Source organism: Acinetobacter sp. FB, from assembly GCF_056033405.1.
In genome coordinates, this window is the sequence record NZ_CM148502.1 from 1,870,353 (window position 1) to 1,891,214 (window position 20,862).

The 20,862-nt window shown below is 37.1% G+C and carries 18 protein-coding genes; 9 read left to right on the top strand and 9 right to left on the bottom strand.

Annotation, left to right across the window (positions count from 1 at the left end; translation table 11 throughout):
* Position 1: 1 nt before the first annotated feature.
* Both AC0JIQ_RS08755 and AC0JIQ_RS08760 read right to left on the bottom strand, forming a co-directional pair.
* The gene (locus AC0JIQ_RS08755; RefSeq protein ID WP_474201389.1) at positions 2 to 1,174 is read right to left on the bottom strand and encodes an MFS transporter; all 1,173 of its coding nucleotides are present in this window, start codon (positions 1,172 to 1,174) and stop codon (positions 2 to 4) included.
* A gap of 208 nt (positions 1,175 to 1,382) precedes the next feature.
* A complete protein-coding gene (locus tag AC0JIQ_RS08760; RefSeq protein ID WP_474201390.1) occupies positions 1,383 to 2,771 on the bottom strand; it encodes an amino acid permease in 1,389 nt (462 codons plus the stop codon).
* Between the two features lie 355 nt (positions 2,772 to 3,126).
* On the opposite strand from AC0JIQ_RS08760, the gene fahA reads away from it, so the two are divergent.
* The 6 genes from fahA to AC0JIQ_RS08790 all read left to right on the top strand — a co-directional run bounded on the left by fahA (position 3,127) and on the right by AC0JIQ_RS08790 (position 8,028).
* A complete protein-coding gene (gene fahA / locus AC0JIQ_RS08765; RefSeq protein ID WP_474201391.1) occupies positions 3,127 to 4,434 on the top strand; it encodes a fumarylacetoacetase in 1,308 nt (435 codons plus the stop codon).
* Positions 4,421 to 5,053, top strand: a complete 633-nt coding sequence (maiA, locus tag AC0JIQ_RS08770; RefSeq protein ID WP_474201392.1) for a maleylacetoacetate isomerase — start codon at positions 4,421 to 4,423, stop codon at positions 5,051 to 5,053. The genes fahA and maiA overlap by 14 nt, the downstream gene beginning before the upstream one ends.
* A gap of 16 nt (positions 5,054 to 5,069) precedes the next feature.
* Positions 5,070 to 5,618 carry a VOC family protein gene (locus AC0JIQ_RS08775; protein WP_474201393.1) on the top strand — a complete coding sequence of 183 codons (549 nt, stop codon included), beginning with the start codon at positions 5,070 to 5,072 and terminating at the stop codon, positions 5,616 to 5,618.
* 2 nt (positions 5,619 to 5,620) lie between these two features.
* A complete protein-coding gene (locus tag AC0JIQ_RS08780) occupies positions 5,621 to 6,325 on the top strand; it encodes a CoA transferase subunit A (RefSeq protein ID WP_474201394.1) in 705 nt (234 codons plus the stop codon).
* A gap of 10 nt (positions 6,326 to 6,335) precedes the next feature.
* Positions 6,336 to 6,977 (top strand): 3-oxoacid CoA-transferase subunit B, encoded by a 642-nt coding sequence (locus AC0JIQ_RS08785; RefSeq protein WP_474201395.1) that lies wholly within the window; start codon positions 6,336 to 6,338, stop codon positions 6,975 to 6,977.
* A gap of 271 nt (positions 6,978 to 7,248) precedes the next feature.
* Positions 7,249 to 8,028 (top strand): IclR family transcriptional regulator, encoded by a 780-nt coding sequence (locus AC0JIQ_RS08790; RefSeq protein ID WP_474201396.1) that lies wholly within the window; start codon positions 7,249 to 7,251, stop codon positions 8,026 to 8,028.
* A 59-nt stretch (positions 8,029 to 8,087) separates the two neighbouring features.
* Here the strand turns inward: AC0JIQ_RS08790 and hppD are convergent, their stop codons facing one another.
* Complete coding sequence (gene hppD / locus AC0JIQ_RS08795) at positions 8,088 to 9,143, bottom strand: 4-hydroxyphenylpyruvate dioxygenase (RefSeq protein WP_005215973.1); 1,056 nt, start codon at positions 9,141 to 9,143, stop codon at positions 8,088 to 8,090.
* Positions 9,144 to 9,643: 500 nt separating this feature from the next.
* Between hppD and AC0JIQ_RS08800 the strand changes: the two genes are divergently transcribed.
* On the top strand, positions 9,644 to 11,314 hold the full coding sequence (locus AC0JIQ_RS08800) for an FMN-binding glutamate synthase family protein (protein WP_474201397.1): 1,671 nt from the start codon (positions 9,644 to 9,646) through the stop codon (positions 11,312 to 11,314).
* Positions 11,315 to 11,347: 33 nt separating this feature from the next.
* Here AC0JIQ_RS08800 and AC0JIQ_RS08805 read toward each other — a convergent pair whose 3' ends face one another.
* From AC0JIQ_RS08805 to AC0JIQ_RS08825, 5 genes are all read right to left on the bottom strand, one after another.
* Entirely contained in the window at positions 11,348 to 12,376 is a 1,029-nt protein-coding gene (locus AC0JIQ_RS08805) for an alpha/beta hydrolase (RefSeq protein WP_474201398.1), read from the bottom strand.
* 1 nt (position 12,377) lies between these two features.
* On the bottom strand, positions 12,378 to 13,511 hold the full coding sequence (locus AC0JIQ_RS08810) for a YdcF family protein (RefSeq protein WP_346508808.1): 1,134 nt from the start codon (positions 13,509 to 13,511) through the stop codon (positions 12,378 to 12,380).
* A gap of 8 nt (positions 13,512 to 13,519) precedes the next feature.
* Positions 13,520 to 14,554 carry a UDP-N-acetylmuramate dehydrogenase gene (murB, locus tag AC0JIQ_RS08815; RefSeq protein ID WP_474201399.1) on the bottom strand — a complete coding sequence of 345 codons (1,035 nt, stop codon included), beginning with the start codon at positions 14,552 to 14,554 and terminating at the stop codon, positions 13,520 to 13,522.
* 16 nt (positions 14,555 to 14,570) lie between these two features.
* Positions 14,571 to 15,077, bottom strand: a complete 507-nt coding sequence (locus AC0JIQ_RS08820; RefSeq protein WP_046739559.1) for a low molecular weight protein-tyrosine-phosphatase — start codon at positions 15,075 to 15,077, stop codon at positions 14,571 to 14,573.
* 869 nt (positions 15,078 to 15,946) lie between these two features.
* Positions 15,947 to 16,357 carry a hypothetical protein gene (locus AC0JIQ_RS08825; RefSeq protein ID WP_474201400.1) on the bottom strand — a complete coding sequence of 137 codons (411 nt, stop codon included), beginning with the start codon at positions 16,355 to 16,357 and terminating at the stop codon, positions 15,947 to 15,949.
* A 683-nt stretch (positions 16,358 to 17,040) separates the two neighbouring features.
* Here AC0JIQ_RS08825 and AC0JIQ_RS08830 point away from each other — a divergent pair.
* Positions 17,041 to 18,201 (top strand): iron-containing alcohol dehydrogenase, encoded by a 1,161-nt coding sequence (locus AC0JIQ_RS08830; RefSeq protein ID WP_474203245.1) that lies wholly within the window; start codon positions 17,041 to 17,043, stop codon positions 18,199 to 18,201.
* On the top strand, positions 18,198 to 18,641 hold the full coding sequence (locus AC0JIQ_RS08835) for an acyl-CoA thioesterase (protein WP_474201401.1): 444 nt from the start codon (positions 18,198 to 18,200) through the stop codon (positions 18,639 to 18,641). Before AC0JIQ_RS08830 ends, AC0JIQ_RS08835 begins: the two co-directional genes overlap by 4 nt.
* A 46-nt stretch (positions 18,642 to 18,687) precedes the next feature.
* On the opposite strand, the gene dnaX is transcribed toward AC0JIQ_RS08835, so the two are convergent.
* Positions 18,688 to 20,784, bottom strand: coding sequence for a DNA polymerase III subunit gamma/tau (dnaX, locus tag AC0JIQ_RS08840; RefSeq protein ID WP_474201402.1), 2,097 nt, complete (start codon positions 20,782 to 20,784; stop codon positions 18,688 to 18,690).
* Positions 20,785 to 20,862: the final 78 nt, after the last annotated feature.

Genomic DNA, 20,862 nt, shown 5'->3' on the forward strand with positions numbered 1-20,862 from the left:
TCTAAGTTTTAGCTGCCGTTTCCAATTGATTCGGCAGCCAAAATACTAAAAACAAACCGACGAGTACGATACCACTTGCATATAAGAAAATTGTTGCGCCTGAAAATACTTGCCAATAATGCCCAGCTAATAGACTTCCAGATGCGACCCCTAACCCCCACATTGTGCTGTAAAGTGCTTGTCCCCGCCCTTGTTGCTCAGCTGAAAAATTTTGAAAAATCACTTTCATTGCAATTAAGTGAAATAATCCAAAACTAAAGGCATGTAAACATTGAGCAAATAACTGACCCCAAAAATGTGTGTTTAATATACTAACCAAAAACCAGCGTAAACTGGTCAGAATCAAGCATACTGCAACTAGTGTCCGCCAAGAGAAACGAGTAAAGAAAACTTTTTGCGCTATGGCAAACATCATAATCTCTGCAATTACGCCTGTTGCCCACAGCGTTCCAATTTGTGTCGTGCTAAATCCTATCTCTTTTAAAAAATTACTATAAAAACTATAAAATGGCGCTTGTGAAAATAATAAGACAAATTCAATTGCAAAAAATGCAGCCACAGTAGGTCGTTTTAAAATAGGTAATATAGATTCTAGTTTTTTTTGCGAGCTAGGCGCATGTTCAGGTTCTTTAATAGTAAATGACCACAAAAAAGCTAAAAAAGAAACCGCTAGAAGTAAAATGGGTAACATTGAAATTTGAATAATTTCTAATAAGGCTCCGATAATGAATACACCCAATATGAAACCAACAGATCCCCATTTTCTAACTTTTCCATAAAGCTCAGCGCGTTTATCCCCCAACCAGAATAAAGTAACGCCTTCAAATTGCGCCAGAATTGCATTTTGAAAGAAACTAAAGATTAGCATGAGTAGTGCAACAGATTGAAAGCTATTTGGAATAACAAAAATCGCAAACCAGATACAGGCTTCCATCCATGTTGCAATACGCACAAGCAACATTCGTTTGCCTGACTTATCAGCAATCCAGCCCCAAATCAGCGGTGCAAAAAAACGAGTAATAATCGCAATTGAAGACAAAATACCAATTTCTTGATAATTGAAACCTTGATCTTGTAGATACAGGTTCCAATAAGGCATGAATGTGCCCACTATGGAATAGTAGAACAGGTAGAAACCACCTAATCGGGTTTGGATGCTTAAAGTTTGAAACAATTCACGCGCCTTTTACATGGATCAACAACTATCATTCACAACAAGATGTATTGCCTTGCGATAAACATAAATTTTAGCGGATTTAGATATTTAATTCGTCCTTTTATTTATGATGAATATCCACCTCAGTTACTTTCATTTTTCATTCAACAATAATAAAAGGGCTGAAATATTCAGCCCCTTTATTAATTTAGATTTAGTTTAGCCGTTATATGTCTGTATGAAGAACCACACTTGGTTGAGCATTTCTTAACTTTCGCTGTTTAAGAAAATACGCAAACATTAGGCAAAGAATCCATGCTGGAATCATCATGACGGCAATACGCATATCTGGCGTTAAAGACATCACCACCAAAATGCCAAGCATAAAAATGATACATAGATAATTGCTGAATGGGTAAGCGATACTTGGGAACTTACTTGTTACCCCTTGTGCTTGCATAGTCTTACGAAACTTTAGATGTGTCCAAGAAATAACAACCCAGTTAATCACAATCGCTGCAACAACGAGCATCATCAACAAGCCGAAAGCTTTTTCTGGGAAAGCATAATTTAGTAAAACACACAATACTGTTACAAATGCAGAAATCAGAACAGCATTTGTAGGAATACCATTTTTATTAATTTTCTTCAGGAACTGAGGTGCATTACCCTGTTGCGCCAAGCCCAATAACATACGGCTGCTACAATAGCTTGTTCCGTTATAAACTGAAACTGCCGCCGTTAAAATTACAAAGTTCAACATGGTCGCAACACCTTGGCTGTCTAGTGATGCAAACACCATCACAAATGGACTACCACCATTTGCCATTTGATTCCAAGGAAACAAAGCAAATAAGATAAAAAGTGTCGCAATATAGAAAATTAAAATACGATAAATAATTTGGTTAACCGCTTTAGGTAAGGTTTCATCTGGATCACGCGCTTCCGCAGCCGTAATTCCAAATAATTCAATTCCACCGAATGCGAAGATAATTACAGCCATAGCCATAACTAAACCTTTTATGCCATATGGAAAGAAACCACCTAATGCCCAAAGGTTACTGATACTAGCTTGCGGGCCAGCAGTGCCAGTAGCAAGTAAATAAGAACCAAAAGCAATCATTGCTAAAATCGCCAAAATTTTGATGATTGAGAACCAAAACTCCATTTCACCAAACAATTTTACATGCAATAAATTGATACCGTTGATTAATAGGAAAAAGGCTAATGCTGAAGCCCATGTCGGAATTTCAGGCCACCAATATTGGATATATAGACCAATTGCACTCAGCTCCGCCATACAAACTAAAATATTTAGTACCCAATAGTTCCAACCTGACATAAAGCCAGCGAATGGACCCCAGTACTTATAAGCAAAGTGACTGAAAGAACCACTCACAGGCTCTTGTACAACCATTTCACCTAACTGTCGCATCATTAGAAAAGCGATAAACCCAGCGATTGCATACCCCAGGATGACTGATGGTCCTGCAAGCTTGATTGATTGAGAAATACCGAGAAACAATCCAGTACCAATTGCACCACCTAGTGCAATAAGTTGGATATGCCGATTGCTTAAACCGTGTTTCAGGTTTCCTTGCTGTTGGTTTGACATATGATTATTCTCATCCTTGTCGCGTAATTTTATTATTCAAAATTACGTATATCATAAATTAATCAGAAATGCCTAGTATTGATTGAAAAATAATTAAGTTACTTTTCTCGTAACTGCGCATATAAGCAGAAATTTCAATAAATAACAATAATTATGAATTATGTAATTAAATTATGTATTGCGTAATTAATTTAATTGCGTATTATAGAATAAATAAGACACCACCTTTCTTGCTTAATCGAAGTAAATAAGCGATATGAAGTGAAAATATTTTATTAAATTTCATATTATTAGGCTCAGAAAGATAAACAATCCAAATAGTTTTTGACAAAATTTGAGACAAGGAAAGCAAATTATGACGCAACTTTTAACATCTTTTCTTGAAATAGATCCCCATTCAGATTTCACAATACATAATTTACCTTATGGTATTTTCAGTGAAGTGCCTACTGGTCATAAGCGCGTTGGTGTCGCAATTGGTGAATGGGTACTTGACCTAGCCTTATTAGAGTCGGAAGGCTTATTAAATATTGATGGAAATATAAATTGTTTTAATCAACCTACACTCAATAAATTTATTGAGTCAGGTAAACATAATTGGAAAAACGTGCGCAAAATGCTGCAAAGTTTACTTTCAATTGATAATCCAATACTTCGCGATAATCATGATTTGATTTCTCAAGCTTTATTGAAAAGAGATAGCATTACTCTACATTTACCAATTCATATTCCTGGCTATACCGATTTCTACTCATCAAAAGAACATGCCACTAACGTTGGTACGATGTTTAGAGATCCTAAAAATGCTTTACTTCCGAACTGGAGTGAACTTCCAGTTGGCTACAATGGTCGTGCAAGTTCAGTCGTGGTCAGTGGCACAAATATCGTTCGCCCATCTGGTCAGATCAAACTACCAAATGTTGACCGTCCTATTTTCTCTGCTACCCGTAAACTAGACTTTGAGTTAGAAACTGCGTTCGTAGTTGGTAAATCGACTGAACTAGGACAGCCTATTTCTATCGATAATGCATGGGATCATATTTTTGGTATGGTGCTATTGAACGATTGGTCTGCACGCGATATTCAACAATGGGAATATGTTCCTTTAGGACCATTTAATGCAAAAACCTTTGCAAGCGCCATTTCTCCGTGGGTTGTTACCATGGAAGCTCTTGAACCATTTAAAGTAAAAGGTCCAGAGCAAGATCCAAAACCACTGGATTATTTACAAGAAAATATTGCTAATAGCTATGACATTCATCTTAGCGTTGAGGTGCAAAGCCCCCAATCACAATCAACGGATGTCATTTGCCAAACGAACTTTAAATATATGTATTGGTCGATGGCACAACAACTCACTCATCACACCATTGCGGGCTGTAATGTCCAAGTTGGTGATCTCATGGGCTCGGGTACGATTTCTGGTTCAAAAAATGACTCTTATGGAAGTTTGTTAGAATTAACTTGGAATACGACCAAACCTATTACCCTATCTAATGGGGAAAAACGCGGTTTCTTAGAAGATGGAGATCGCGTCATCATGAAAGGTTATTGTGAAAAAGATGGTATTCGTATCGGATTCGGTCAAGTCGAAAATACCATTCTTGCAGCGCATACATTTAACTTCGATAAAAAAGAGGTTGATCAGTATGAAACTGTATAGTTATTTTCGTAGCTCTGCTGCCTATCGTATCCGTATTGCACTTAACCTAAAAGAACTTAGCTACGAAACGGAAAGTATTCATTTAGTTAAAAATGAACAACAAATGGATCGCTATAAAAATTTAAATCCTAGTCAATTGGTGCCCACGCTCATTGATGAAAATCACGTTTTCTTACAATCAATGAGTATTTTAGAGTATTTGGAAGAACAATATCCAACCAAAGCCCTATTACCTAAAAGTCTTGTTGAGCGTGCCAAAGTTCGTGCTTTTTCACAAGCAATTGCTTGTGATATTCATCCTTTAAATAATTTAAGGGTATTGAAATATCTCAATCATGAACTTGCTATCACTGATCAGCAAAAAAATGATTGGTACACACATTGGGTAATCGAAGGCTTTAAAAGTCTAGAGCATCAACTTCAGCACTCAAATGGACAAGTCTGTTTTGGAACTGAACCAACGTTTGCAGACTGTTGTTTAATCCCCCAAGTCTATAACGCGAAACGTTTCAAAATTGATTTAAGTGCTTTTCCAAAAATTGAAAGTATTTATCTGCATTGTCTAACTCTCCCAGCATTTCTACATGCCTCACCAGAACAACAACCAGATTGGGAATAATGAAAAGGAGTTTGATATGAGTTTTGCAATTAAAAAAATTCACCACGTTGCCTATCGCTGTAAAGATGCCAAAGAAACAGTGGAATGGTATAAAAAAATGCTGAATATGGATTTTATCCTAGCATTTGCTGAAGACCATGTTCCCTCAACTAAAGCTTTTGACCCCTATATGCATTTGTTCTTGGATGCAGGGCAAGGAAATGTATTGGCTTTTTTTGAACTTCCAACACAGCCTGAAATGGGACGTGATGAAAATACACCTCAATGGGTACAACATATTGCCTTCGAAGTTGAAAATCAAGCAGCGCTATTAGAAGCAAAAGCACATTTAGAGCAACACGGTGTAAAAGTCTTAGGTGTAACTAATCACGGTATTTTCCATTCTATTTATTTCTTTGATCCTAATGGACATCGCCTAGAGCTCACTTATAACGATAGTCATGCTGATGCCAAAATTGCTCGTATCACTGAAGAGATGAAACTTGAAATGTTAGATGAATGGAGCCGTACCAAACGAGCACCTCAACACACACATTTCTTGCATGAAGAAGAATTAGGAGCATAGACATGGTCAACAAAGTCTCTGTAAATGCCGAAACAGCACTTCAAGGTATCGTCAAAGATGGTCAAACCATTGCTGTTGGTGGTTTTGGATTATGTGGTATCCCAGAAGCGTTGATTCAAGCTTTAAAACAAAGTGGTGTAAAACAACTTACCTGTATTAGCAATAACGCTGGCGTAGATGACTATGGGCTTGGTTTATTGCTACAAACCAAACAGATTAAAAAAATGATTTCATCTTATGTCGGTGAAAATAAAGAATTCGAACGTCAATTTTTAAACGGCGAATTAGAAGTTGAACTAACACCCCAAGGGACACTCGCCGAAAAACTTCGTGCTGGAGGTGCAGGTATTCCTGCATTCTATACAGCGACTGGTGTCGGAACAAGCATCGCTGAAGGTAAAGAGGTTCGAGAGTTTAAAGGTAAGTCTTATTTACTCGAATCCTCATTAACCGCTGATGTTGCTTTAATCAAAGCTTATAAAGCAGATAAAGCAGGAAATTTAGTTTTCAGAAAAACTGCGCGTAATTTTAATCCTGAATGTGCAATGGCGGGTCGCTATACCATCGTTGAGGTCGAGCAAATCGTTGAGCTGGGCGAAATCGATCCAGATGATATTCACTTAGCAGGTATCTATGTGAATGCAGTCGTTTTGAATGCTAATCCAGAGAAACGTATTGAACAACGTACATTAAAAGTTGCTGTATAAGGAGTGAGTCATGGCATGGACTAAACAACAAATGGCACAACGTGCAGCTCAAGAATTACAAGATGGCTTTTATGTAAATTTGGGTATTGGCTTACCAACCTTAGTAGCAAACTATATTCCTCCTGGTATAGATGTTTGGTTACAGTCTGAAAATGGGTTATTGGGTATTGATGAATTTCCGACTGAAGAACATGTCGATGCAGATCTAATCAATGCTGGTAAACAAACCGTGACTGTAAAAAATGGTGGTGCATTCTTTTCAAGTTCTGAATCATTTGCGATGATTCGTGGTGGACGTGTTAACTTGGCCATTTTAGGTGCAATGGAAGTATCAGAACAAGGCGATCTTGCCAACTGGATGATTCCAGGAAAGAAAGTTAAAGGCATGGGTGGTGCAATGGATTTAGTTGCTGGAGTACAGAAAGTTGTCGTCTTGATGGAGCACTCCACCAAAGATGGTCAACCCAAAATCCTAAAGAACTGTACCTTACCTCTAACAGGTAGTCAGGTTGTGAATCGTATTATCAGTGATTTAGGTGTACTCGATATCACAGAACACGGTGTGGAACTTGTTGAGTTAGCAGAACAAGTTAGCTTTGATGAAATACAAGCAGCAACTGGTATTGAAATCAGAAATACACTTGCAGCATAAGTTTCTATCGGTATTGAAGAAATATAGCTTTAATACCGATTTTTTATTGCCTAAATTTCATCGAAGTCGCATCCTTAAGTTTATTTTTAATATGATAAGGCGAAGTGTAAGAATATAAATCATCAGAATATGCTTATACAATTCACCTATTTAAGTCATTTAAAAAGATGATTTTTATTTTATCCATTACTCAGGCATTATGTGCTGAGTTGATATTGTAAAAATGATCCATAGAACACCACTAAAGAGAATCTAGATTAAGGGCTATTGAATGATTGAAGAAAAGTTATCTGGTGGGGTTCAATCTCTTGAGGTAGGTTTAACCGTACTCAATGCACTTTTAGAACACAATAAACCAATTATTTTGAAAGATCTGTCTCATAAGCTAGATATGCATCCTGCCAAAGTACATCGTTATTTGGTTAGCCTAATTCGTATGAATTACGCCAAACAGTTAGATGATGGGCAATATACTTTAGGAGATCAAGCTTGGCGTTTAGGTCTGAGCTGTATTCAACATACAGATGTTTTACAACTGGTTCAGCATTTAATTTATGAATTACAAAGTAAGATCGGTTGTGGCATCCAGATTAGCAAATGGTCACCTCAAGGTCCTTTGGTTGTTCAGTCAATCGAATCAAACCACCCGATTTCAATTGTGACCAAAGTAGGTTCAATTATGCCTTTGGTCAACTCTGCTGCAGGTCGTGTGTTTGCCTCATATTTACCTGAAGCAGTTATTAAGCCCCTTATGCAGGCTGAATGGGATAAAGCGACTCGTAATCATTATCCGATCAAGCCGAACGATTGGAATGATTTCATCGCCTTAAAAGAGAAAACATTAGAATATGGTATGGCGATTGCCCAAGGAGATTTACTCGTTGGAATCAATGCTGTCGGTATTCCTATCTTCAATGCTCACCGCTCGGTGGAATTTTGTATTGTTGCTTTAGATAGTGAAATGTTTTTACCTGTACATCAAGACAGTGAAAAACTCGAATTGTTTAAACGCGAAGTCGATGCAATCAATCAATTTATTCAAACACGATAAATATTTTCAAACGAAAAAAGCCAAGAAATAAATTTCTTGGCTTTCTATTTTTAAAGTTTTTATTTTGCTTCTAATACACCGCGGCGGATTTGATCACGTTCAATTGATTCAAATAGCGCTTTGAAGTTCCCTTCACCAAAACCATCATCGTCCTTACGTTGAATAAACTCAAAGAACACTGGTCCAAGCATATTTTGAGAAAAAATCTGCAACAGCAACTTTTTCTGACCATCTTTGGTATTACCATCTAGTAAAATACCACGCTTTTGTAATTCTTCAGTCGGTTCACCATGTGCTGGTAAACGATCCTTCAACATTTCGTAATAAGTCTCTGGTGGTGGTGTCATAAACTCCAAACCTAACCCTTTTAATTTATCCCATGTTGAAAGCAAATCATCAGTAATAAAAGCAATATGCTGAATGCCTTCACCATTAAAATCTGCTAAGAATTCGGCAATTTGACCATTACCTTTATCTGAATCTTCATTTAATGGGATACGAATCATGCCATCAGGTGCAGTCAAAGCTTTTGAAGTCAGGCCAGTATATTCTCCTTTAATATCAAAATAACGAATTTCTTGGAAATTAAAAATCTTCTCGTAGAAATTTGCCCAATAATCCATACGCCCTTTGTAGACATTGTGAGTCAAATGGTCAATTTCGTTTAAACCAGCGCCTTTTGGATTTTTATCTACATCATCAAAGAAGACGAAGTCATTAGAATAAATATCACGGTCAACAAGGAAAATTGGCATTCCGCCAATTCCTTTAATCGCAGGAATATTGAGTTCCATCGGTCCAGCTTGTGTGTACATCGGCTCAGCACCAAGCTCAACAGCATTTTTAAATGCTTTAGCCGCATCGCGGGTTCTAAACCCCATTGCACATGCAGATGGACCGTGTTCTTTGAAGAAGAATGAAGCATAAGATTCAGGCTGATAATTCAAAATGATATTGATATTACCTTGGCGCCATAAATAAACTTTTTTAGATTTATGTTTTGCTACTTTAGAAAAACCGATTGTTTCAAAAATTTGATCTAAGCCATTTTCCGTCGAAACAAACTCAATAAAAGCAAAACCACATAGTTCTAATGGGTTATCTAAAATGTCCATCTAGTTTCCCTTATTTAGATAAATTCATCCGTTTGAATACTAAACACATGCTTATGTATAACAATCAATAGCATCTGCTTAACTTACTAGAAAAGGTAACAAGTGTTTTTATAAGTGTCTCAAAAACATCCTGATTGAAACCTTTCCTGTCCTTATCACAACCAATACATCTTTTAGAAAACCTATTCTCAGTATTGGTTTTAATCCATAAAACCATGCTACAAGAAAGATTAAATTTATGCAATACATAATTTAATTATGAATTGTGTAATTTAATGAGGTTTCAATCTCACCAAAATTAGGTGAATTTTCACTAGAATAAAATTTAAAAAACAAGCACGCCATATCAAAATCTGACATTCTTAAAAATCGAGTAAATAAATCCCGATGTGTTACAAGTCAATTAAAAATAATTATCAAATCTAACAATTCGTTACTTGTAGATTGCATAGGTTCAGGGCATGGTTTGACTACTGCTGAATTATAGGAAATTGTTGCCTATGGCTAGCCCTGCTCAAGCAATAAGACATAAATTACTTAATACTTTCTTTTCAAGACACTCGGTTTGGTTTCTTTGTATTTTTACTGCTTTAACCATTACTTGGTTTAGAACGATTTATACACCACATACCATTTATTATTTTATTTCAGATACGTTATTAAATACGCTATGGCTTGTCACCAGCTTACTAAGCCTCTTGGGTCTACATGATTTATTGCAAAAAAAGCATGCAATACTCAGAAACTATCCTATTTTAGGGCATTTCCGTTTTATCTTTGAAGATGTTCGACCTGAGATCAGACAATACTTTATAGAGTCTGATCAAGATGCATTACCCTTTTCAAGAATGCAACGTAGTCTTGTTTATCAACGTGCAAAAAATGAAAATGCAGACAAGCCATTTGGTTCAATTATCGATGTTTATGAACCAAACTATCGCTTTATCGTTCATTCAATTTCTCCATGCCCGCCTGCTGACCCAAGCACTTTTCGCGTACAGATTGGCAATAGCCAATGTAGTCAATCCTACAGTGCATCCATAATGAATATTTCTGCCATGAGTTTTGGAAGTTTAAGTGCGAATGCAATTCGTGCACTCAACAAAGGTGCTCATCTAGGAAATTTCTATCATGATACGGGTGAAGGTAGCTTGAGCCCTTATCATCTGGAAAATGGTGGTGACATCGTATGGCAAATTGCAAGTGGCTATTTTGGTTGTCGAACTGCTGATGGACTATTTGATCCAGAGAAATTTAGACAACAAGCACAAAATCCCAAAATTAAGATGATTGAGCTAAAACTCTCTCAAGGCGCGAAACCCGGACATGGCGGAATATTACCAAAGCATAAAATTACGCAGGAAATTGCAGAAATACGAGGTGTTTCTAGAGACCAAGATTGTATTTCTCCTGCGAAGCATCCAAGTTTTAATACACCTATCGAAATGATGTTCTTTATTCAAAAACTTAGAGAGCTATCTGGTGGAAAGCCCGTGGGTTTTAAACTGTGTATTGGTCAACCTTGGCAATTTATGAGTATTGTCAAAGCAATGCTTGAAACCCAAATCATCCCTGACTTTATCGTCGTTGATGGCTCTGAAGGGGGTACAGGGGCAGCACCAATTGAATTTAGTGATTATATCGGCACCCCCTTAAGAGAAGGCTTACGCTTTGTACATAACACTTTAATAGGTGCAGGCTTACGACAACAAATCAAAATTGGTGCCAGTGGAAAAATGATTAGTGCTTTTGATATTGCGAACACCTTTGCTTTAGGCGCTGATTGGGTTAATTCAGCACGAGGCTTTATGTTTGCTGTGGGATGTATTCAAGCGCAAAGTTGTCATACGAACCAATGTCCTGTTGGAGTTGCAACGCAAGATCAAGATCGTCAAAAAGCGATAGATGTTCCGACTAAAGCAGAACGTGTATTTAATTTTCATAAAAATACATTACATGCATTATCAGAAATGATTGCAGCTGCAGGCTTAAAGCATCCATCTGATATTAAAGCCCATCATCTTGCCCAGCGTATGAATGATCGTGAAATCAAAAATTATGCACAGATTCATTTTTTTCTCAAAGAAAATGAATTACTGCAAAATGATCTGAACGATGAAGAAAATTTCTACTATAGAATGTGGAAATTAGCAGATGCTAATACATTCTAATTCCAGCAATGATTAAGTTATAAAAAATCACCACTAGTAGTAGTGGTGATTTGGTTTTGCATGTAAAAATGCAGGAATCAATCCAGTCAAAGCAGCTCGAATATCTGCACGCTCATTAATCAATTGATGTGAACCCTCTTCCAACATCAACAAGGTCTGTAATCTAAATTTACGGCGAATATATTCAATGTTATAACGCCAATCTACTGTTTGATCGAGTGTACCTTGAGCAAGCCATACAGGAATACGACATGCAGGTCGATGTTCCATTTCTAACATCCATTTAGACATTGCTAAAATCCAATCCATCCCCATCATTCGAGGCTGTAATGGATCAGTTAGGCGAATAAATCTTAAAAATTCAGGGTTATGATTATTACGACGGAAATGTCGTGGTACTTGGCTCTTTATCCGACGAATAATTCCCAAACCAAGAGAGTTATGCCACCAAGCTGTTTTTGCAGGTCGAATTAATGGCGATAAGAGCAACACTCGATTAACGATCGGATCTTCTCTACGCTCAGCAAATTCAAGTAAATGATGCATCCAAATTGCACCACCAGTACTTTGCCCTATTCCTAACCATGGTTTTGGTAGTTGTTTAGCACTACGAACAACATCATAAACTGCATGCAATACTTGCTGGTAATGGTCAAAATTCTGAATACTTGCTGGTGAACCATTACTTAATCCATGACCGGGCAGATCGTATGTAATAACACTGAATCCTTGATCAAGAATTTCTTTGATGATGGGTTGATAAATACCACTATGCTCTAAGTATCCATGTAATAAGCATACAGTACCTAAAATCTTTTCGCGCTGAGGCTGAAATACTTGTACATGTAAACGAAATAATGGCATTTCAACATAGCCTTGCCAGTGTTCGCATTCAAGTAAATCTAAACCATAAAGCTTTCTATAGGCTTGTAGTGCTTTTGAAGGTTCTATTATTTTTGACAAATCAAGCGGCTCTAAAAGCTGAGGCGTTGTTTCTCTGTTAGGGATAGGTAAATCCAATTGTTTAAGTATTGTCGGATTTAAAAATGGAATATTGGACATATTATGGTATCTCTCGACAATCACTTGAGCCAAAAAGCGTATCACGAATCGTTGCTAGCAATTCATAGTTAGCGCGACGACTGTGATCATAGTTTTGTTCACTTGGTCGCCAGTCTGTCAATGTTGTTGGCATCGGTGCGATCACAGGAACAGTTTCAATTCCATTGAGTGCAAATAAACGTCTTGTTCGTGGCATATGATATTCATCTGTGATGAGAATGACTGTCGGTGCGCCACCTTTCTTTTGCAGTAATAATGAACTAAATCTGGAGTTTTCACAGGTATTCATGCTTCTATTTTCTAGAAGCTTCGCTTCTATGCCGCGTTCTTTCAGCCAAGCTTGCATATAAGGTGCTTCAACACCACTTAAAACAATAGGAAGAGGATACTGCTTTTCGACTTGCAAAGTTTTTTCCAACCGAAGACGTGTATAGTTATTTACAACAATATCTTTACCATTTGCACCAAGTGTCAAGCCACCGCCTAAAACAACAATTGCATATGGCTGAGACAATCCTTGCGACTCATTCATTCCATCCTTGTTCTTCTTCAAATCAACTAAATCTTTATTTGTCTCGTCTTTTTCATCTGGATAAACAGGTAATTCAACAGGATATGTTTCTAAAAAAGCAATATATTTTCCCATTAAAGCCTGATTATCAGGCGTATTCCATTGTAAAAAGTCCATTGGCGTACTTGCCGCTACAGCAGAACTCTCTTGTTCCTGTTCTGATTTCTCGGCCATTAATGGAATATTCGTCTGCTGATTTTCTTCTACATTTTCGCGTTCTTGCTCTTCGGTAATCAGTTGTTGTAATAATTTATAACGTGCTTGAATTAATCTTAAATCTTCAGGTTTTTCAGACTGAAATGTTTTTTCCATTAATTTGAGATAAGCTTGGCGCGCAATCCACAAATTAGACCCTGGCTCCAAAGTTTCATGCTCGCTTAACGCAGCTGTTTTTTGACTTTGTGCAGCAACTTCATTCACATCAACAGGCACAAATCGGTTTAGCCCCTTTACAACCAATTGCGAATAAAATGGCGAATATAAAAAAAGTACAAAGCAGCCTAATAGCACGAAAAATATAGTTATGATTCGTACTAAGCCAATCATCCAATGTACTTTATCCATAAAATTCCTTATACATGATGCGCTTGGATTAAGCCTTGCTCACTATACAGCACTGGTTCAGGTTCTAATTGAATATTAAACTTCTGTTTTACATCACTTTGTACAGTTTGATAGGTATTTTTAACATCAGCTAATGTCGCATCTGCATAATTCACTAACACCAATGCCTGTTTATCAAACATTCCAACCGAACCAAGTTGTTTACCTTTCCAACCTGTTTGATCAATCAACCAACCAGCTGCAACTTTAACATTGCTATGTGCTTGAGGATAATGGGGAATATTTGGAAAATGTTGAGCAATTTTGCCAAATTCAGCTTCAGTCAAAATTGGATTCTTAAAAAAGCTTCCAACATTTGGAAATTCTTTTGGATCAGGCAATTTACTTTGACGAATATGAATCACCTGATTTTGTAAATTTTCAGCGGTGAATTCCTCTCCAACAGCTTGTTTAAGATCACCATAACTCAACTTCAAATCAGCTTTTTTTAGTAATTTGAAAGTAACACTCACGATGATGTAGCGGTTTGGATAGTCTTTGAAAATACTATGGCGATAAGCAAAGTGACAGTCTGAACCTGAAATAGAATCAAACACTTTTAGTTGACGATCATAGACTTGAACAGAATCGATAAACTCGCCAACTTCGACACCATAGGCACCAATATTCTGCACAGGTGATGCACCCACTAAACCGGGAATGAGTGCGAGGTTTTGCAAACCAAACCATTGTTGTTGAGTGCTGTGCAACACAAAGTCATGCCATACTTGTCCAGCACCTACTTTAACTGTGATGGTATTATCATCTTCGGCGAGAAAATTTATCCCTTGTATATTTAAATGCAACACCAAAGCTTGAATCTGTTGGGGTAATAACACATTACTTCCACCAGATAAAATCAAAGCATTCAAATTGTGTTGCTCAGCAAAGTTTAATGCCTCGATAACATCATCAGGATGATTGATTTGAACATAATGCGAAGCAATAGCATTCAAATTTAATGTATTAAAGTTTTTAAGCTGAACTTGTGCTTGTACCTGCATATTAAATTAAATCCTATTACCCTACTTTCATTTGCTTTTTAAAAACGTTAACCCATGCTTGGCTGCTAGATTCACATTGATCAAGTACTCGATCAAATCCATCCGATCCACCGTAGTAAGGATCAGGAACAGCTTGTTGCATAAAATGAGGGTCATGCTCACTCATCAATGCGATCTTGGCTCGAATTCGATCAGCACCGAATTGATTTACCGCTTTTGATATTAATGCCTGAATATCATCAAAATTTTCATGATCCATCGCAAGAATAAGATCAAACTCAACAAAGTCTGCTAAAACAATTTGTCTTGCTCTTAATGTCGATAAATCATAACCACGTTGTATGGCATGTTTTTGACTACGTAAATCAGGCGCTTTGTTTGGATGATAATTACTGGTTCCCGCAGAATCGACCACCACATTTAAACCATGTGTCTCACAATAATGTCTGAGAATTGCTTCTGCTGTAGGAGAACGACAAATATTCCCTAAACAAACGCATAGAACCCTATATGGTGTTTCCATTAAAAAAATATTCCAAGGTTTTGTTTTTTAAAAAAATATAAATATTGCATACAAAATTCCTGCAAACTGCTTAAATGTGATCATACGTGAATTAAACATTGTGACATCAGGTATTTTGTCAAAAATTGCTTTGATTTGAAAGGAAATAGTAACGATGAATATTGACTATAGAGGATGAATAGCTATCAAACAAATAAAAAAATATACCTGATGTTGAAAAATGTTATAAATTTGTATTATATTGTTGACAATTAAAGCTTACTTAAAAGTAATAAAACTATGCCAGCTTTTTTCTCAAATTTTTTGATAATTATGGGATTTATTTTATCAGTCTCTGGAATGATATTTAGCCCTCACATCTTTTATAACCAAATCCGAAGCACTTTAGGAAGTAAGGCTTTAAGCTTTATCTCCATGATACCTGGAGTATTGATCTTATGTGTTGGGGTTTATATAAATCAATAAGCTTAGTCTCAATTCCGCTATAAATTTCACTTAACTTGATTATTTAACTTGATCAAGTTAAGCGTTTATACAACGTAAAATTTGCTAATATGCTTTAAAAATAAAATGTATTAGATAATAGAAATATATTTTAACACCTTGATTGATGATGCGAGAGTGTGCTAAATATAATAAAAATAGTTAAAACTTGTACTTTAGATTTGTAAGGTATCTAAAAATATACCTGTAAGATACAGAAACAGCTTTTGATAGACTTAAACTAAACTCAGAACAAAAGTGCTGTTTACGCCTTTACTTTTGCTTTACCATATTTAGCACGACTTTCAATCAATCTAGGTAAAGTATTATGATAATTAAAACTTTTGAAACCAAATCATAAAATAGCATCCTCTAAAGGCTTTTACTCATAAGTTAGAATTAGGGTACTTTTTTTCACTGCACATCATTCGCCCTCTAATAAAATCACATGTTTTTCCACTACCTTTTAATTGATTATATTTTTTATCTGATCTTAAAGAGTAAATGATACCTTTTTTATCCCAACATCTAGAATATGAAACTGTGCATTTAGATACAATCGGTGCAACAATGTTATCCCAAGGATTCTCCTCTTCTTCACCAGTTTGAAGTGCCTTAACATCAAAATAATTATATTGTTCTTCTTTCATAAAATTATCTTGCTTTGTTGCACCTTTTTGATTTGCACATGGCTTATCCTGATAAATGATATTTCCGCTTACGATGCACTTATAGTCTGCAGAGTTTGCAATACAAGAAATAGTTAAAGCAAAAAATAAAAATATATTTTTTTTCATTAAATTAATCCATTATATAATTTCTTCGTAACTATATTTTACATGTTAATTAGAAAATAAATATACTGCGTCCCTATGTTTTGATTGGATCAATATTTAATCAAATTCAACCACAGGAGGTTACTACTTACAAAAGAGTTGTGATGATCTATTCACTTAAACTCTAGCCAACCAGTTGTTTGCAAAAAGATCATCTAATGCAACCAAATATAGCCTTCCTTGGCTATCCAAAATTATTTAATGTCACTTTCCCGCGCAACATTTACATTATTCACAATATCGTACTGATCTAGCACATTTTGTAAAAACGATTATGATGACTATTCTATTTTTCTTTTGAAATATATGCCACTTACAATACAGCTAATGGAGTTTTTTAATATAACGTGCTCGATACTGACTTATTTTGATGCATTGGCTAAGCGAATTTAAGTTTCTCTCGTTTATTGATCGCTATAGTGAACAGTACTATTTGTTGATTTCTTTGAATCGCTTTTTTACTTAAGCTTTGCTCTGAGCAACCTTTAAAAAGTGAATCAGTGACACTAAGTATATTAACCATCATCAACCGTTATCATTTTTGAACACATCACAGCATCTTATGCTAATTTATTTGGACAGTGAAAATTATACTCACTTGATATAAAAATGATGTATTTATGATGAAAAATAAGGATGTATGTATGAACCCGTTTCAATTTCAAACTGTTCCCAACATTATCTCGGGGCTCGGTTCGATACAAGAACTTAAAAATGTGCTTACTCAACAAAATTATCAAAAAGCATTAATTGTCACTGATGCAGGGATGATACAGCATCAATTGCATCAACCCATTTTAGAAATCTTGACTCAGATTGGTCTCGAGTACCTTATTTATTCCGATATCCAAGCAGATCCACCAGAGCATATTGTATTAGAAGCTGTTGATTTTGCGACACAAGAGCAAATTGATGTGATCATCGGTTTTGGTGGTGGTAGTTCCATGGACGTGGCTAAAATCATTGCCTTGCTCGCACACCCTAAACAACCGCAAAAACTGAGTGAAATCTATGGGGTAAACCAAGCTAAAGCACCGCGTTTACCACTCATTCTTATTCCAACAACAGCTGGAACAGGTTCAGAAGTCACACCAATCTCGATTGTCACAACAGGTGCAACCACTAAAATGGGGGTGGTAGCACCAATTTTATATGCCGATGTGGCCATTTTAGATGCAACTTTTACACAAGGTCTGCCTGCTCACATCACGGCTGCAACAGGTATTGATGCAATGGTACATGCAATTGAAGCCTATACTTCAAATGTTAAAAAGAACTTCTATGCAGATATGTTAGCCCAAAATGCACTGAAATTATTAAATCATAATTTAGCTAAAGTATTGAAAAATGGTGCTGATCTAGAAGCTCGCCAAAATATGTTGGTCGGTTCAATGCTTGCTGGTCAAGCATTTGCTAATGCCCCAGTCGCGGCAGTCCATGCTCTCGCCTATCCATTGGGCGGACATTTCCATCTTTCACACGGACATACCAATGCCTTAGTTTTAGTTGAAGTGCTTAAGTTTAATGCACCTAAGGCCAAGCAGCACTATGCAGAGCTTATGCAACTGTTAGATCCACGTAGTACAGGTTGCACAGATGGTTTATGTGATCTATTTATTGATCATATGCAGAATCATTTGGACCAAAGTGGGTTAACATTGAAATTAAAAGATTTAGACATTCCTGAGGCTAAGTTACCTCAGTTAGCAAAAGATGCAATGCTACAAACCAGACTGTTGCAGAACAATCCAAGGGAAATGACAGAGCAAGATGCATTAGATATCTATCAGGCGATTTACGCATGAGCAAACCGACTTTAAAACAGCGCGAACAATTTAAGTTCTTTTTTCCAATCCAAACTCGATGGGCCGATAACGATATTTACGGCCACGTCAACAACGTGACATATTATAGTTATTTCGATACCGCAGCCAATTCATTACTGATTCAAAAAACTGGTTTTGACATTCACAACAGTGAAATTATTGGCTTAGTGGTTGACTCTGCCTGTAGTTTTTTGCAAGAACTTTCCTTTCCAGAAGTCGTTGAGGTTGGTGTTGCGATTGGCAAAATAGGGAATTCATCACTCAGATATGAGCTGGCGATCTTTAAACAAGGTCAGCAGCAAGCCGCTGCTCAAGGGCATTTTGTCCATGTATTTGTGGATCGGGTAAGCCGAAAAAGCACAGCAATTCCAGATGCAATGCGCCCTACACTCTTCGAATATTTGCTGCCGACCGTATAAATGAATAGAGGCAAAACGTTTCCGTTTTGCCTCTTACTTAGAATCGTTAAGATTTCAATTGAATATTATGTAACTCTGCATCAAAAGTTTCCACTAGACTTTTGATCGTTGGTTCCTTGCTTAATAATTCGATCGCCCGATGATAAGCTCTTTCTTTACGCTCATTCTGCATAACTAAAGGCGTATTGGAATTAACAGCACCATATTGAACGCTGAACAGCGTTTGTGGCCATTGTGTTTTTAATGCATCCTCCAAGCCATGCTGCAATTGCGACAACATACCTTCATATTCTTGAGGAATCTGGAAAATAGAAGTGCCGTTGATCTGCCCTTGCATTACACCATGTTGGGCTAATTCCTGAACAGCTGGTGAAAGCTGACTGGTTCTAAACCAGTATTCCCATTTTTCCAGATTCCACTCACCTTCTAATGTTTGCTCAGGCAACTTTAGAATGTCTTGAGGCATTAAGCTACTTGACTTTTCTTGAGTAGAAGAAACTGCGATGACCGGTGATTCGACAACTGTTTCTGCAAGCTGCCCATCAATGACTGGAACAAGTTGTTCAGGTGTCGCTGCTGGTTGATATTCAAGATGTAGATCATCTAGTTGAGCAGATCTTTCAAGATTCTGTTCAACAGGGAAAATTAAAACCTCATCCGAATCTGTAATACTCGCTTGAATTATTTTCGCTGATGCTGATGCGTCAAATCCAATCAACTGCCCATCTTCTGCATCAAACACCATTAAGCTGCTATCTGGATTTTGCGCAACAGGTTCAGGTTCAGGTTCAGGTTCAGGTTCAGGTTCAGGTTCAGGTTCAGGTTCAGGTTCAGGTTCAGGTTCAGGTTCAGGTTCAGGTTCAGGTTCAGGTTCAGGTTCAGGTTCAGGTTCAGGTTCAGGTTCAGGTTCAGGTTCAGGTTCAGGTTCAGGTTCAACGCTAACCGTTTCTTGCTGAACTGCAAACTGATTTTCTATACTTAAATCCTGTACGGGCTGATGTGCTTCAGGCGCTGTAATTTGCGTAACAGGTGTTGCAGTTACGGTAACTTCATTCAAAGTCAAAGGTCTAAACGCCAGTAAACGCAACACCGTCATTTCAAAGCCTTGCTCTTGCGTTACCGCGAGTTGCAACTCAGCTCGACCTTTACAGGCAATTTGATAATACAACTGCAAATCTTGAGCAGAAATGAGTTTCGACAATTGTAGAATCTTCTGGTTAATTTCTTCACTATATTTCAAAGCAAGATCAGGCAAGTATTGCAACAATGCCAGTTCATGCAAGGTAGAAACCAATTGATCCAAAACCAAAGACACGTCTAAAGCTTGCTGTCTAAATTGTAGAAGTAGCTGACTTACTCGTGCTTGCTGATTTTGATGAATTGCCAAGATCAAATCATAAATAATAGTTCGGTCAATCAAACCGAGCATATCTTTAACATCTTGATGATGGACTGCACCTTGACCATAGGCGATTGCTTGGTCTGTCAGAGACAATGCATCACGTAATGAACCTTGTGCAGATTCTGCAATTTGCCAAATCGCATCTTGATCGGCTTCGATATGCTCTTTATTTAAAATTGCTGTCAAATGTTCCGTGATTTCATCGACGGCCAAAGGACGTAAGGTAAATTGCAAACAGCGCGAGATGACGGTAATCGGCAGTTTTTGTGGATCTGTCGTTGCAAAGAGGAACTTCACATGCTCAGGTGGTTCTTCCAGTGTCTTGAGCAAGGCATTGAATGAATGCGTTGAAAGCATATGCACTTCATCGATCAGATAAACTTTGAAGCGACCCTGCGTTGGCGCATAAGGCACATTGTCGAGTAACTCGCGAGTATCCTCAACCTTGGTCCGAGATGCCGCATCGATTTCAATTAAATCAATAAAACGACCTTCATTTACCGCTTTACAAGTTGCACAAACTTCACACGGCGTTGAGGTCACGCCTGTCTCGCAGTTCAAACATTTGGCTAAAATACGGGCAATCGTGGTTTTACCGACACCGCGCGTTCCTGTAAACAAATAAGCATGATGCAAACGCCCACGTTCTAATGCGCTGGTTAAAGCACGAGAAACATGGTTTTGCCCAACTAACTCATTGAAATTACGAGGACGGTATTTTCTTGCCAGTACTTGATACATGTATGCTCCTTTCTGCATCTTAAGCATACTGTTTTTTTGAAAGGCTGTGAACGAGTCCATTTCTAATTGATCAAGATT

Coding starts and splice junctions, on each gene's coding strand:
- AC0JIQ_RS08760 (WP_474201390.1), bottom strand. CDS start 2,771: ATGTCAAACCAACAGCAAGGAAACCTGAAACACGGTTTAAGCAATCGG.
- fahA (WP_474201391.1), top strand. CDS start 3,127: ATGACGCAACTTTTAACATCTTTTCTTGAAATAGATCCCCATTCAGAT.
- maiA (WP_474201392.1), top strand. CDS start 4,421: ATGAAACTGTATAGTTATTTTCGTAGCTCTGCTGCCTATCGTATCCGT.
- AC0JIQ_RS08775 (WP_474201393.1), top strand. CDS start 5,070: ATGAGTTTTGCAATTAAAAAAATTCACCACGTTGCCTATCGCTGTAAA.
- AC0JIQ_RS08780 (WP_474201394.1), top strand. CDS start 5,621: ATGGTCAACAAAGTCTCTGTAAATGCCGAAACAGCACTTCAAGGTATC.
- AC0JIQ_RS08785 (WP_474201395.1), top strand. CDS start 6,336: ATGGCATGGACTAAACAACAAATGGCACAACGTGCAGCTCAAGAATTA.
- AC0JIQ_RS08790 (WP_474201396.1), top strand. CDS start 7,249: ATGATTGAAGAAAAGTTATCTGGTGGGGTTCAATCTCTTGAGGTAGGT.
- hppD (WP_005215973.1), bottom strand. CDS start 9,143: ATGGACATTTTAGATAACCCATTAGAACTATGTGGTTTTGCTTTTATT.
- AC0JIQ_RS08800 (WP_474201397.1), top strand. CDS start 9,644: ATGGCTAGCCCTGCTCAAGCAATAAGACATAAATTACTTAATACTTTC.
- AC0JIQ_RS08805 (WP_474201398.1), bottom strand. CDS start 12,376: ATGTCCAATATTCCATTTTTAAATCCGACAATACTTAAACAATTGGAT.
- AC0JIQ_RS08810 (WP_346508808.1), bottom strand. CDS start 13,511: ATGGATAAAGTACATTGGATGATTGGCTTAGTACGAATCATAACTATA.
- murB (WP_474201399.1), bottom strand. CDS start 14,554: ATGCAGGTACAAGCACAAGTTCAGCTTAAAAACTTTAATACATTAAAT.
- AC0JIQ_RS08820 (WP_046739559.1), bottom strand. CDS start 15,077: ATGGAAACACCATATAGGGTTCTATGCGTTTGTTTAGGGAATATTTGT.
- AC0JIQ_RS08825 (WP_474201400.1), bottom strand. CDS start 16,357: ATGAAAAAAAATATATTTTTATTTTTTGCTTTAACTATTTCTTGTATT.
- AC0JIQ_RS08830 (WP_474203245.1), top strand. CDS start 17,041: ATGAACCCGTTTCAATTTCAAACTGTTCCCAACATTATCTCGGGGCTC.
- AC0JIQ_RS08835 (WP_474201401.1), top strand. CDS start 18,198: ATGAGCAAACCGACTTTAAAACAGCGCGAACAATTTAAGTTCTTTTTT.
- dnaX (WP_474201402.1), bottom strand. CDS start 20,784: ATGTATCAAGTACTGGCAAGAAAATACCGTCCTCGTAATTTCAATGAG.